The sequence below is a fragment of the Ignavibacteriales bacterium genome, from assembly GCA_026390815.1.
Lineage (GTDB): Bacteria > Bacteroidota > Ignavibacteria > Ignavibacteriales > SURF-24 > JAPLFH01.
The window spans coordinates 94,065-107,611 of the sequence record JAPLFH010000040.1; the positions used below are offsets into that span (position 1 = coordinate 94,065).

Here is a 13,547-nt window from a genome sequence, read left to right on the forward strand (position 1 = left end):
CTGTTCCTCAATTTTCTCAACTATCTTTTTTCTGATGTTGGGATTAATTCCATTTTACTTTTTTCAACACCACGTTTTACAATTGCCACTCCAAGTATAATAACAAACGAAGCGATGACGGTTATCAGATTTAATGTTTCTCCAAGAACCAGCCACCCTAAAAAAACAGCAATCACCGGATTTATATACGCATAAGTTGAAACTAAAGATACCGGTAAATGAGTGACAGCATAAATATAGGATGTATAACCGATCAAAGATCCAAATGTAACAAGATATAAAAATGCCAAAAAGCTGTTAACCTGAAAGTTTAGTTTTGGAAGTTCGCCTAAAATAATTCCTAAAATTGTTTGTAAAACTCCTGCAACTAACATTTGTACTGAAGCACTCATTAAAGGATGAACGTTTAACTTTTTGTATTTGGAGTAGAGTGTACCGATTGACCAAATTGCAACTGCTATCATTAAGCTAATAATACCGGCAATGTGTGAGGGTTCAAAAAGATATTTTAAGTTACTTCCGAAAATTAAAGTAACACCAGCTAAACCGAGGAATAAACCTATAAGAACTAAAGCATTTATTTTTTTTGCTCCGGGCATAAATGCTTCAAGTCCAACTATCCAGAATGGTACAGTTGTAATTAGCAGTGCAGCCAATCCGCTTTCAATCCATTGTTCACCAACAACAACTAAACCATTGCCAAAACCAAGTAAAAGAATTCCGATAACGGAAATATGCAAAAATTCTTTTCGGTCGGGTAATTTGTAACCACTAAGTTTTAAATAAATGAAAAGAATCGAACCAGCCAGAATCCATCTTAAGCCAGCAAATAGCATTGGTGGTAAACCTTCTACTCCAATTCTAATAGCAAGGTAAGTAGTTCCCCAAACTATGCAGATGTTAATCCAAGCTATGTATGCTTTTATGTTTTCTTTGTTCAATATAGTTTTAATGTAATTTCAAATCCTAATGAAAATAAAAGTAAAATAATTAAAATTCCCAAATTAAAAATCGCGGGAGAGAGATTTTATACAAAGCCTATAAAAAAGGAAAGAAATTAAGATTGATGTAACTCCGATTATCGATACAGAAATAATCATATTAGTTAGATCAGGAACAAGATAGTTTTTAACTGCTTCGAAATATTTGCTGATAGGAATTAGCATAACCGAAACAAGAAAAATCATGTAAACTATATTTAGTAAAAATGCTATAGAAGCACCTTGTGAAGAAGAAATCCGGATTGGATTTCGCTCTTTAAAATTTGCAAAAATGCCGCCCATCCCAAAATTTAACATTACCAAAACAATAGTGGAAAAAGCTGAAATAATTCCGGCTATCAAAATTAAATCGCTAGAAAATTTCCGGTTAGAGAAGAAACTTAGAATTTGCGAAATAATAAAAATTGGAATAATGTAAACCATCAACTTTATGCGCATTGCTTTAACAACATTTATTGGTGAAGTTTTAATTTTCCAGAAAGATTCACCCTCCAGGCTGATGATTGGAAAAACAAAACGCAGCGATAATGTTGAAACAAACAAAATGTTAAATAGAAAAACCGATAGATAAATAATTGTTTGAAGTTCTGTTATTCGTGTTCCAAGAAGCGATAAACCTTTGAGACTAAAAATAAAAATAGTAATTAGAATTAATAGCAGGCTAAGATGGATTACCTGGCTTGGTTCACGGAAAAATAATTTGTATTCTTTTTTCAGAATCATTTCCGTTTGTGATTTAATTGCTGATTTATTTTCAAAATCAAATAAACTCGTGTTATGATTTTGTCTTTTCTTTTGCCCATTCCGAAGGTTAAAGGAACTAAGCCATGTTTTGTAATACCATTTCCTTCCAATCATTACAGCAATTGAAAACAATATAACTGAGGATAAAACTTGAAAAATAAAATATGGAAATGCTCTATCCGAATGATTTAAAACTATCCAATAAAGCGATTCTGACAGCCAGTGGTTGGGTAGCAGTTTTGTTATTGGTGGAATAAGCTGTCCAAAATATTGATCGACATTTGGATAATATTCCATTACACTATTAACAAGTTTAACAGGAGATGAAATTTTAAAGAACGTAATTAACGATGTTAAATAAAAAATGATTAAGCCATAAATTATATATTTAAAATTTATCTTAGAAGCCAACTTCATTACTAACAAAAGAATTATAACACCGATAGCGGCGGCTGTAAACATAAATGGCAGGAAATTGAAGAGGACAACTGAAAAAATTGTTAGAAGGTCAATTTTAAAATAAATCCCGTATCCAAGGAAGGAAGAAAATATTATTAACAGCAGAGTTGATGAGCTGTAGAAAAAGTTATCTAAAAATTTGATAACAAAAATTTTTAACGGGCTAATTGGTTTTGTAAGCAGAAAGTCAATCTCGCCTGATTTGTAAAGTGTAGAATAAGAAACAATAATGTTACCAACGTTAACAGAAAGAAAAAAGATGAATAATATAATTGAAAGAAATTCGTGAAGCAGGAACAAACCGATTTTCATTTCTACTAACAGGTAATTTATTACAGACTTAGAGAAAAAAAATGTTCCGATTGCAAAACCTGAATAAACAATCACGCTTCCAAAACTTTTTAAAAAATCACCGGAGGTATTTATTGGATTTAGCTTTAGGAATGTAAGAATCTTGTATTTGATTATGTGAGCAATCTGCTTCATTCGCTTGTAAGTTCTATAAACAATTCTTCAAAATTATTGTTCTTTTCATTCTTCATTTTCTGAAGCATTTCGATTGAACCATCATAAATAAGTTTGCCATTATTAATTATTCCAACCCGGTTACAAATCTCCTCCACTATGTGCAGACTATGTGTGGACATAAAAACAGTTGCACCATCATTTACTTTTTGTTTTAACACTTGTTTAACAATAAAAGCGCTTTGTGGATCAAGTCCAATCATTGGTTCATCAATAATAATTAGTTTTGGATCGTGCAGAAAAGCAGAGGCAATAACAATCCGCTGCCGCATTCCTTGCGAGTAAACTTCTGTTCGCTTGTTAATCCAATCACCTATTTTTAACAATTCAATTAACTCTTCAATTTTATTTTTGATATTGTTCTTTGAGAGATTGTATAAACCGCCGCAGAAGAATAAATATTCTCTTCCGGTTAATTTGTCATAAACAAATGGTTGGTCTGGAATGTATGCGAATAATTTTTTTGTTTCATTTTGGAAGTCAGCAGCATCCTTTTCATTTATTATGATTGAACCAGAGCTCGGAGCATAAAGGCTAACCATCATTTTTATTGTGGTTGTTTTTCCTGCACCGTTGGGACCAAGGAAGCCAAATAAATCTTTCTTCTTTATGTGGAGATTTAAACCATCAACTGCGGTAAAGCCGCCAAATTTTTTAGTCAGGTTCAAAAATTTAAGCATATAACTAACGATAATAAAAATCATTAAAAAATTATTGTCCCTTTAGAAAATTACTAATTTTAAGTCTAAATTGTTCTTATTCGTTTATTAAACAAGTTTACTTTTGTTGTATTAACAAGATGATTTTATTTTCGATAATTAGATATAAAACAATATATTTACGGTGGCTGTTATTATTAAAAAACCTTTATGAAAATCAAATTATTCCTATTATTGTTTGAAGCTTGCGTAATTGTCAATTCATTTGCTCAAACGATTATCGAAAACAAAATAGATAGTCTTTTGAACAAAATTCCCACACTTGTTGGTACAAAGAAAGTAGATGCTATTACAAATCTTGCAGAATGCTATTCAAAGGTCCAACCATCAGAAGGAATGAAATGGATAGATAACGGATTGGAGTTTTCCAGAAAGTTGAATTATAAAAAGGGAGAATCTGATTTATTACTCGAATTAGGTACGGTTCAGTACAATTTTCATAAATACTACAATGCATATGATAATTTTCAGACTGCATATGTTATAAAAAAGTCAATTGCGGATAATAATGGAATTGCCAGGTCCTTGAATTTTTTAGGGATGACAGATATCTGTTTAGGTGATTATGAAAAAGCCATTGAGCATAATTTTGAAGCAGTAAAAGTATCAGAAAGTATTGGCGATAAAAAGAATTTAGCAACCGGTTATAATTTTATCGGCATTACAAATTATATACTTAATGATAATCAAAAAGCAATAAAATATATGCAGAATGCTTTGAGAGTTTCCAGCCAAATTAATGATCTGGAAGGAATTGCATTATCTTATGAGCATCTTGGTTTTGTTTTTATACGCAGCCATAATTTTGATAGAGCTTTAAGCTACAACGAAAAATCTTTAGCAATTAGAAAAATGCTGGGTGATAGATTTGGAATTGCAGCCATTTATGATAACCTGGGAATTATTAATAGAGAAAAAGGATCACAGAATAAAGCATTAGAATATCTTCAGCAATCGCTTAAAATAAAGCAGGAGCTTGGTGATTTAAAAGGAGTTGGGAATACTTATACCGATATTGGTAGCGTTTATTTAAAACTAAACAACTTTAAACAGGCACTAGACTATTTTTTTAAATCAGTCGAAACCAGGAAAAGTTATTACGATTTAAGGGGCATTATTTCTTCATATCAAAAAATTTCAGAAGCTTTTGAGAAAAAAGGTGATTATAAAAACGCACTTCAATATCAAAAACTTTTTAAAGCTTATAGTGATTCAATGGTCACTGAAAAAAATGGCGGCGTAATTGCGGAAGTTCAGGTTAAATACGAAACCGACAAAAAAGAAAAGGAATTGAACATACTTCAGAAAGATTCTATAATTGATAAAAACTGGCGAATTTTTTTAATAATTGTTATTGTTTTAATTACTAGTTTGGCAGGCGTAACGTTTTCGGCATATTTCTCTAAACGAAAATCTCTAAATGTATTAAAAGAAAAAAATAAAGAAATAAACTCTCAGAAAGAGCAGTTGCAGTTGTTAAATAGAGAATTGACTAACCTAAATTCTGATAAAGATAAACTGTTCGGAATTATAGCCCACGACCTAAGAAGCCCTTTTACTTCTTTAATCGGTCTTTCTCAATTTCTATCAGAAGATTATGAATCTCTTACCAGTGATGAAATTAAAAATTATTCTTTTGGTATAAACGATTCAGCAAAAAAAGTTTTTGAATTGCTCGAAAACTTACTCAACTGGTCAAGATTGAATCTGGGAGGAATTGAATTTAATCCAGAAATAATTGAAGTAAATAAAATTGTAGAAGATGTAATCGGTTTATTTAAATCAAATGCTATAAATAAAAATTTGAACTTGATAAACGAAATTAAGTTTGAGCAAAAAGTTTTTGCAGATAAAGAAATGGTACATCTAATATTTCGCAACTTGATTTCAAATGCAATAAAATATAGCTGTAACGATGGAAAAATAATTATATCTTCAATTTCAAAAAATAAACACAAAGAATTTTCCGTTAAAGATTTTGGCGTTGGGATCGGACCAGAAGAAATGGGTAAAGTCTTTACCTCCAGGTTAGAATCGAGCAACGGTACTGCGAAGGAAAAAGGAACAGGATTAGGATTATTGTTGTGCAAAGAAATGGTTGAGAAATGTAGCGGTGAAATTTGGGTTAAAAGTGATTTAGAGTCAGGCAGTACATTCACCTTTACACTTCCATCGGGGAATTAATATTAATCATTCAATTTACTTTGCTATGAAACTGCTTTTCTCCAGCATTAAATTTTCAATTTCGTCAATTTCTTTTGGAGCTTTAGATGAAAGAACTTGGCAGCTATTATTTGTGATTACAACAGTATCTTCTATACGGATACCAATGTTTTTATATTTTTCAACGTTAGGTTTAACCTTAATTATAAATTCCTCTAATTCGTTTTTATTAACTTTATATCCATAAAATTCTTTTAGGTTGATCAAAACATTTTCACTAACATAAATACCAGGTTCAATAGTAAAAACCATTCCGGGTTCAACCAGTCGTCCTATGGGATCGCTATAATTTACATCGCCAACATCATGAACGTCCAAACCGACATAATGACTAATACCATGAGGCATCCAGATATCCGTTTGCCAGCTTTTTGTTTTATCGAATATTAAGCCAAGATTGAATAATCCATCGGTTATAATATTTTTAGCATGGTTCTGAATTTCATTGAATCCAATGCCAGGTTTTGCATAATCTATCGTTTCATTTAATGCATGCAGTACAATTTCATAAATATCTTTTTGTTCTGTAGAAAATTTTCCATTAGCCGGAATTGTGCGTGTAATATCTGAAGCATAATTATTATATTCAGATCCCAAATCCATAACAACAACATCATTTTTCTCCAACTTTCTGTTACCGGCTTCGTAATGTAGTATTGTTGAATTTATTCCTGAACCAACAATTGATGGAAATGCAGTGTATTGGGCTCCATCTTTTTTAAATATGTATTCGATTATTGCAGCCAGCTCAATTTCCATAATGTTTGGTTTGGCTGCCTTCATTGCTTCAATTTGTGCTTCCGCTGTAATATCGCACGCAGTTTTTATCAATGAAATTTCTTCGGGACTTTTAATAACTCTCATCTCCGCAATAATCTTATTCACATTTAAGTTTTCTTTGTTCAGATTGCCATTCGCTTTTTTATATAAACTATCAATAAGTTTAACAAAATCTTTGTCGGAAGTATTAAGATAAATTTTATTTTTTCCTTTTAAATAACTGGTCAACGTTTTTTCAAACAAACCGATTCCAAAGGCAGTATCAGCGTCAAAATTTTTTATGGCACCTTCAATTCCAGATCTTGCGCCCATCCATGCTTCCATCATTAAATTTTTTTGGCGAACGAACATAACAAACTTTTTATTTTCCCCTGGAATTAATAGCAATGCTGAACCTGGTTCTTCAAATCCAGTTAAATAATAGAAATCACTATTTTGTCTAAACTGAAAATCAACATCACCATTTCTGTTGGCAACCTTTGCCCCTTTAATTATGGCAATCCCGCCATCCATTTTACTAAGAAGAGATTCTCTTCGATTTTTAAAAGTGGTTTTATCGCTTAATTGAGGATAATAGTTGATAAACGGAATGATGATTAGAAAATTTAAAATCACCAAAAAAGGATTGACCGGATTTCTATTCCACATTTTATTTTCCTAAAAATTTACCAATAACGAATAATTTTTGAATCATATTTAATGAACTCATTGTTTAAAATCCATATAAATATTCTATTGATTAGTATAATATTTTCAAAATTATTTTGAATAGTAAAGAAAAATTTTAAAATTGTGGTGTAACAAATATTTAATTGCTAATGGATTTTAAAGATTACTACAAAATATTGGGAGTGGGTAAAACCGCTACGCAAGATGAGATAAGGAAAGCTTATCGCAAGTTGGCTAAACGTTTTCATCCGGATAAGAACCAGGGGGATAAATCCTCCGAAGAGAAGTTTAAGGAAATTAATGAAGCTAATGAAGTGCTTAGCGATCCTGATAAAAGAAAAAAATATGATCGATTAGGTTCAAATTGGAATAATTCTCAATTTGCAGGCAGCGACTTTGATAATTGGTTTAAGAATCAATCATCTTCCAGAAATAAAAGTTCTGACTTTTCAGGAAATTTTAAAGATATTTTTGAAGATTATGGCGGATTTTCTGATCTGTTCGAAAATTTTATGGGTGGTAGAACAAGAACATCGCGTGTGCGGGTGCGTAAAGGTGCTGATTATGAAGCAGCACTTCATATTTCTTTGGAAGAAGCTTTCTCTGGAATAGAAAAACAGATTACCGTGGATGGTAGAACTTTGAAAGTGAAAATTAATCCTGGAATTGAAGACGGGAAAAAACTTCGATTGAAAAATCAGGGTGCCTCTGGCTTAGGTGGCGGTGATAAGGGTGATTTATATTTAACTATTCATATTGGTAAACAATCGTTGTTTGAAAGAAAGGGGAATGATCTTTACCTTACATTAAACGTCGATTTGTTCACTGCAATACTTGGTGGAAAAAAACAAATAAAAACTCTTGATGGAAAAACGATTAGTATCGATATTCCGAAAGAAACAGAGAATGGAAAATTATTAAGGATTAAAGGAATGGGTTTTAGGGATTATGATAATAATTCATTTCGTGGTGATTTGTTTATCAAAATTAACATAACTATTCCCCAAAACTTGTCTCATGAAGAAATTAAGTTATTCAATAAATTAGCTGAATTGAGAAAGGGAAAACTAAATTGATATTTAATATTCACAATTTTTAAGTTTCGCCAAGATATCTTTAACACTTACTAATTGTTTTCCTTCTTCACAAAAAACGGTCTTGTAAAAGTTACACTCTAAGCAATTTCCATATTTAACAGCAAATGTTCCTTGAATTTTGCCACCACAAAAAGTACCTGAAATTGGCCAGCAACATCTACCGCCATTTTGCCCTGAATTTATTCCATTCAAACGCACTTCTGTGGAAGCAGGACATTCCCGATAATCTTTTACCTTTACTCCACCAGGTTGCCGCCCACAATTTTTAATTTCCCAGCAATTAGATTTTGCCATCATTTAATTCCGTATATATAACTAAAGTCTATTATCGATTAAAAAGTAAAAAATTTTAGCACGCGAATAATAAGATTTAAATAATACCTGCCCGCCAATCAAATTTAGAAAAGCAATCAAGTTTGATTGTAAAACATCTCCTTTATAAATAAAAATAATTATCAGTTTTTAAGTTTTGCCAAAATATCTCTTACACCCATTAGCTGTTTTCCTTCATCGTTTAGAACGGATTTATAAAAAGCACATTCTAAACAATTACCAAGTTTAGTAGCAAAGGATCCCTGTACTTTACCACCGCATAAAGTGCCAGTAATTGCCCAGCAAGATCTTCCACCATTTTTCCCCGAATTAATATCATTCAACCGCACTTCAGTTGAAGCTGGGCATATTCCAAAATCTTTAATTTTTATGCCACCAGGCTGCCGCCCGCAATTTTTTATTTCCCAACAATTTGATTTAGCCATGTATAACTCCGCATTTATAGTTAAGTAAATTATCGAGTAAAAAGTATAAAAATTAAGTACTGGAATAAGTACACTGAAAGAACATTCCTTTGTTATTCAATTTGAGGAAAATACGCAGGAATTAGATTGTAAAATATCTCATTTAAAATTTATATATTTCCCCATCAGAAATTTACAGCTATATGAAAATTATAGATAAACAAGAAATATATTTTGAAAAGTTTAGAAGTAATATAGTCGGGTATAATCAACACTTCCAAACCCCTTTTGGTAAAAAAAGAATTGTATATGCCGACTGGATTGCCAGTGGCAGGTTATACAAACCCATCGAAAGAATAATGCTGGAAAGATTCGGTCCGTTTGTTGGCAACACACATTCGGAATCAAGTATAACCGGTTTAACAATGACAAGAGCTTACCATGCTGCTCACGAAATGATTAAGAATCATGTAAATGCAGGAACTGACGATGTAATAATAACCGCCGGATTTGGAATGACTACTGTTATTAATAAATTCCAACGCATTTTAGGACTTGCGGTACCAGAACAAGTTAAGGATTGCATAAATCTAAAAGGGGACGATAAACCGGTTGTTTTTCTTACACACATGGAACATCATTCAAATCATACTAACTGGCTTCCAACTCTGGCAGAAGTAGTTGTACTAGAACCGGATGCTGATGGTTTAGTTGATCTTAACAAACTTCATCATCAATTAAACAAATTTAAAAATAGAAAAATTAAGATTGGTTCTTTTACTTCTTGTTCAAATGTTACAGGTATTCGAACTCCATATCATCAAATGGCAAAATTGATGCACGAATATGGAGGCGTTTGTTTTATTGACTTTGCTGCTTCTGCACCTTATGATGAAATCAATATGCATCCTAAGGACCAACTTGAAAAATTAGATGCAATATTTTTTTCACCGCACAAATTTTTAGGTGGACCAGGAACACCAGGCGTAATAGTATTCGATTCTAAACTTTATGATAGAAAAACTCCGGATCAACCTGGGGGCGGAACTGTTGATTGGACAAATCCATGGGGAAAATATAGATTCCTGAATGATATTGAAATTAGGGAAGATGGAGGAACACCTGGATTTCTTCAGACAATTAAAGCTGCTTTATGTATACAGCTTAAAAACGAAATGAATGTGAAAAATATGCAAGTAAGAGAAAAGGAATTATTGAAAATTGCTTTCAAAGAATTTAAAAAAATTCCCAGTCTTCATATTCTTGCCAATAATGTAGAAGAGCGAATGGGAATTATTTCATTCTATGTAGAAAATGTTCACTATAATTTAGTTGTAAAGTTATTAAATGATCGATATGGTGTTCAGGTTAGGGGCGGTTGTTCTTGCGCTGGAACTTATGGGCATTATTTGCTTCATATCGGTCCGCAGCTTTCTAAAAAAATAACAACCCAAATTGATCATGGAGATCTATCGGCAAAACCGGGCTGGGTTCGCCTATCTCTCCACCCAACTACAACAAATGATGAATTATTTTTTATAACAGGTGCAATTAAAGAATTAGTTGAAAATATTGATAAATTAAAAGCGGATTATCAATATTCTCCAACCAAAAATATATTTTACAATATCAATTCAAGGGAGGATAAAGTTCAATCAAATAAACTTTTTAATTTAGATTAATACCGCTTCCAGTTTAACAAAAGAATATTCAAGCTAGAAGTTATGTAAAGCGAAAAATTTGGTTCTATGTAATTTATATTGTTGCTTAATTATATTTTGATGTAATGATAAATGTTTGCCCGATTATTGTGAATAAAATCAAAAGAGATTTTCTATGCTTAACGTAAATTGTACTCAATTATTTAGATTTGTTTTAGCTTATTTAATTTTCTTTGAATTTTGTCGATAATTCAATACAAAACTCAAAAGAGAGGGGTTTATGAATAATATTTCTCTAACTATCGAAGAATTATCTGCGGAAAATGAATTTCTTAAAGAGAGAATCAGATATTTAGAATCAGCCTATCCTGGTTTTCCAAAAATCAATCAACCAATTAATATTAGTGAGGATTATAAGTCATTAGGCAATATTTTAACTTTAATGTGTAATGACCTTCCAGATATGATCTGGGTTAAGGATTTGGATAATAATTATATCTTCACTAACAAAGCGCTTTGTAATAAATTGCTGATGGCAAAAAGTACAGATGAACCAATTGGAAAATCAGAATCCTTTTTTGTTGAAAGAGAAAAAGCTTTGCATCCCGCGAATGCGAATTGGTATACTTTCGGAGAAATTAGCGAGGAATCAGATTCCAGGGTAATGAATAGTAAAAAGTTAGAAAGATTTGAAGAATTTGGTAATGTTAAAGGCGAATACTTATTTCTTGATATTTACAAAGCTCCGTTGGTTGATGATCTTGGAAATATTATTGGAACGATTGGATGCGCAAGAGATAATACAAATGAAAAGAAATTAGAAAGAGAATGTAAACTTGCCAAATTAGCATTAACTGAAATTGAAGATCAATATCGGGTAACATTAAAAGCAATTCCTGATTTAATGTTCAGAATTAATCTGGCAGGAGTATTCGTCGATTTCCATGCAAACAATACTGGCGAATTAGCCCTTCCCAAGGAAAAAATAATTGGAGCAAATATAAAAGATATTTTTAACTCCGATCTTTCCGAAAAAATATTAGGATTGGTAAAACTTTGTATAGAATCCGGGAATAATGAAGTGCTGGAATATAGTATGAATCTTGCCGGCAAGACCAATTTTTATGAATCGCATATTGTTAAAGCCGGGCAAAATGAAGTTTTGGCAGTTGTTAGGAACATTACCACAAGAAAAAAAACTGAGATCACGCTGGAAAATGAGAGAGATGAAATGCTTTATCTATTTGATAGTTTAAGTGAGCTAATATACGTGGCGGATTTAAATTCCCATGAAATACTTTATACAAATCCGTTTACTCAACGACTAGTTAAATCTGAGGCTATTGGAAAAAAATGTTATAAAATTTTGTATGGATTTGATTTACCATGTAAATTTTGCACAAATGCAAAGATCAAAGAACTTAATGGCGAACCTTACCAGTGGGAATTCCACAACCATTTGCTTGGTAAAGATTATCTTATTACCGATAAAATAATCAGATGGCCCAATGGTAAAGATGTTCGATTTGAAATTGCGATTGATATTTCCCATAGAAAAAATGCAGAAAAGGAAATTATAATTGCAAAGGAAAAAGCAGAAGATATGAATCGCCTGAAGAATAGTTTTCTTGCTAATATGAGTCATGAACTGCGTACACCACTAATTGGCGTAATGGGTTTTGCTGAATTACTTTCAACTGAGCTTGTTGATCCGGAATTAAAAATGCGTGCTGATATGATTCACGAAAGTGGGCAAAGATTACTTGAAACGCTAAATCTTGTTCTCGATCTTTCTATTATCGAAGCGAATAAACTTGAATTAGAACTAAAGAAAGTTAATGTTTCTCAAATTGTACAAGAATCAATAGAAAAATTTCAGGAGTATGCCAGGAAGAAGAACTTATACCTTAGAACAACCATTAAAAATGAAATGTTGTTTGCTTATCTTGATGCAAAAATATTTTTACAGGTGCTATCTAATCTTTTAAATAACGCGATTAAGTACACAGAAACCGGCGGGATTAATTTAGAAATTGTAAAAGAAAATTATGAGGGAAATGAGTTTGCCGTTATTCGTGTTATAGATACTGGAATCGGAATTCCTCCGCAGAGTATGGATATTATATTTGAACCCTTTAGACAAGTAAGCGAAGGTTATAACCGGAAGTTTGATGGTTCGGGCTTAGGTTTAACTATTACAAAAAAGTTTGTTCAGTCTATGAATGGTTCAATTGATGTTGAAAGTAAAGTAGGTATTGGTTCTATCTTTAAAATAAGTTTTCCAATCATAGTTTCTAAACCTGATTCTTTAGGTCCAATCAAAATAGTAAAGCAAAAACAACAACCAGCAGAAATTTCAAATATCGCTAAAAGAAGAAGCATTCCTGCACTTCTTTTCGTAGAAGATGACGAGATTAATCGCTCAGTTGTTAAACTGTTTCTAAAGGATTCCTATCATCTCGATTTTACTTCTACCGGTGAAAACTCAATTGAAATGGCGCAAAAGAAAAAATATTCCGCAATTCTTATGGATATAAATCTTGCCGGTAAAATGAATGGGCTTGAAGCAGCAAAGGAAATAAGAAAACTAAATGGTTACCAGGACATTCCTATAATTGCCATTACAGCTTGTGCTATGGTTGGTGACAGGGAGAGAATTCTTAATGAAGGTTGCACGCATTATTTATCTAAACCTTTTTCTAAAGATAAAATTGTTAAATTAGTTGATAAAGTGTTGGACTAAAATTCCAATCTTATAAAATTAACAACTGATTGCTCCAGATAAACAATTGGTGACTACAACATAAATTTCTCTCAATAGAATTTTCTGCTATACGCTAAGCCCAATAATAGTTTTAATTTCATTTTTAGAAAATTATATTCATTAATACTTTCCAATTGCACCTTGGGCTGGAAAATATTTTGTACTGCT

At 31.8% G+C, this 13,547-nt stretch carries 10 protein-coding genes; 4 read left to right on the plus strand and 6 right to left on the minus strand.

Annotated elements, in window-relative coordinates; translation table 11 throughout:
- Window positions 1-20: 20 nt before the first annotated feature.
- From NTX22_12600 to NTX22_12610, 3 genes are all read right to left on the minus strand, one after another.
- On the minus strand, window positions 21-941 hold the full coding sequence (locus NTX22_12600; GenBank protein MCX6151362.1) for an EamA family transporter: 921 nt from the start codon (window positions 939-941) through the stop codon (window positions 21-23).
- Window positions 942-1,004: 63 nt separating this feature from the next.
- Window positions 1,005-2,690 (minus strand): hypothetical protein, encoded by a 1,686-nt coding sequence (locus NTX22_12605; GenBank protein ID MCX6151363.1) that lies wholly within the window; start codon window positions 2,688-2,690, stop codon window positions 1,005-1,007.
- A complete protein-coding gene (locus NTX22_12610) occupies window positions 2,687-3,433 on the minus strand; it encodes an ABC transporter ATP-binding protein (GenBank protein ID MCX6151364.1) in 747 nt (248 codons plus the stop codon). Before NTX22_12610 ends, NTX22_12605 begins: the two co-directional genes overlap by 4 nt.
- 165 nt (window positions 3,434-3,598) lie before the next feature.
- Between NTX22_12610 and NTX22_12615 the strand changes: the two genes are divergently transcribed.
- Complete coding sequence (locus NTX22_12615) at window positions 3,599-5,632, plus strand: tetratricopeptide repeat-containing sensor histidine kinase (protein ID MCX6151365.1); 2,034 nt, start codon at window positions 3,599-3,601, stop codon at window positions 5,630-5,632.
- Window positions 5,633-5,647: 15 nt separating this feature from the next.
- Here NTX22_12615 and NTX22_12620 read toward each other — a convergent pair whose 3' ends face one another.
- Complete coding sequence (locus tag NTX22_12620; protein ID MCX6151366.1) at window positions 5,648-7,099, minus strand: aminopeptidase P N-terminal domain-containing protein; 1,452 nt, start codon at window positions 7,097-7,099, stop codon at window positions 5,648-5,650.
- Window positions 7,100-7,269: 170 nt separating this feature from the next.
- Here NTX22_12620 and NTX22_12625 point away from each other — a divergent pair, with 170 nt between their 5' ends.
- Window positions 7,270-8,196, plus strand: coding sequence for a J domain-containing protein (locus tag NTX22_12625; GenBank protein MCX6151367.1), 927 nt, complete (start codon window positions 7,270-7,272; stop codon window positions 8,194-8,196).
- A 3-nt stretch (window positions 8,197-8,199) separates the two neighbouring features.
- On the opposite strand, the gene NTX22_12630 is transcribed toward NTX22_12625, so the two are convergent.
- Window positions 8,200-8,511, minus strand: a complete 312-nt coding sequence (locus tag NTX22_12630; GenBank protein ID MCX6151368.1) for a hypothetical protein — start codon at window positions 8,509-8,511, stop codon at window positions 8,200-8,202.
- A 161-nt stretch (window positions 8,512-8,672) separates the two neighbouring features.
- Window positions 8,673-8,975: a hypothetical protein gene (locus NTX22_12635; GenBank protein ID MCX6151369.1), complete on the minus strand. Its 303-nt coding sequence runs from the start codon at window positions 8,973-8,975 to the stop codon at window positions 8,673-8,675.
- A 182-nt stretch (window positions 8,976-9,157) separates the two neighbouring features.
- Between NTX22_12635 and NTX22_12640 the strand changes: the two genes are divergently transcribed.
- Window positions 9,158-10,636, plus strand: a complete 1,479-nt coding sequence (locus NTX22_12640) for an aminotransferase class V-fold PLP-dependent enzyme (GenBank protein MCX6151370.1) — start codon at window positions 9,158-9,160, stop codon at window positions 10,634-10,636.
- A gap of 259 nt (window positions 10,637-10,895) precedes the next feature.
- Window positions 10,896-13,358 carry an ATP-binding protein gene (locus NTX22_12645; GenBank protein ID MCX6151371.1) on the plus strand — a complete coding sequence of 821 codons (2,463 nt, stop codon included), beginning with the start codon at window positions 10,896-10,898 and terminating at the stop codon, window positions 13,356-13,358.
- Window positions 13,359-13,547: the final 189 nt, after the last annotated feature.

What these genes read in the sequence shown, in the direction of transcription:
- NTX22_12605 (MCX6151363.1), bottom strand. Translation starts at nt 2,690, where the DNA reads ATGAAGCAGATTGCTCACATAATCAAATACAAGATTCTTACATTCCTA.
- NTX22_12610 (MCX6151364.1), bottom strand. Translation starts at nt 3,433, where the DNA reads ATGATTTTTATTATCGTTAGTTATATGCTTAAATTTTTGAACCTGACT.
- NTX22_12615 (MCX6151365.1), top strand. Translation starts at nt 3,599, where the DNA reads ATGAAAATCAAATTATTCCTATTATTGTTTGAAGCTTGCGTAATTGTC.
- NTX22_12620 (MCX6151366.1), bottom strand. Translation starts at nt 7,099, where the DNA reads ATGTGGAATAGAAATCCGGTCAATCCTTTTTTGGTGATTTTAAATTTT.
- NTX22_12625 (MCX6151367.1), top strand. Translation starts at nt 7,270, where the DNA reads ATGGATTTTAAAGATTACTACAAAATATTGGGAGTGGGTAAAACCGCT.
- NTX22_12630 (MCX6151368.1), bottom strand. Translation starts at nt 8,511, where the DNA reads ATGGCAAAATCTAATTGCTGGGAAATTAAAAATTGTGGGCGGCAACCT.
- NTX22_12635 (MCX6151369.1), bottom strand. Translation starts at nt 8,975, where the DNA reads ATGGCTAAATCAAATTGTTGGGAAATAAAAAATTGCGGGCGGCAGCCT.
- NTX22_12640 (MCX6151370.1), top strand. Translation starts at nt 9,158, where the DNA reads ATGAAAATTATAGATAAACAAGAAATATATTTTGAAAAGTTTAGAAGT.
- NTX22_12645 (MCX6151371.1), top strand. Translation starts at nt 10,896, where the DNA reads ATGAATAATATTTCTCTAACTATCGAAGAATTATCTGCGGAAAATGAA.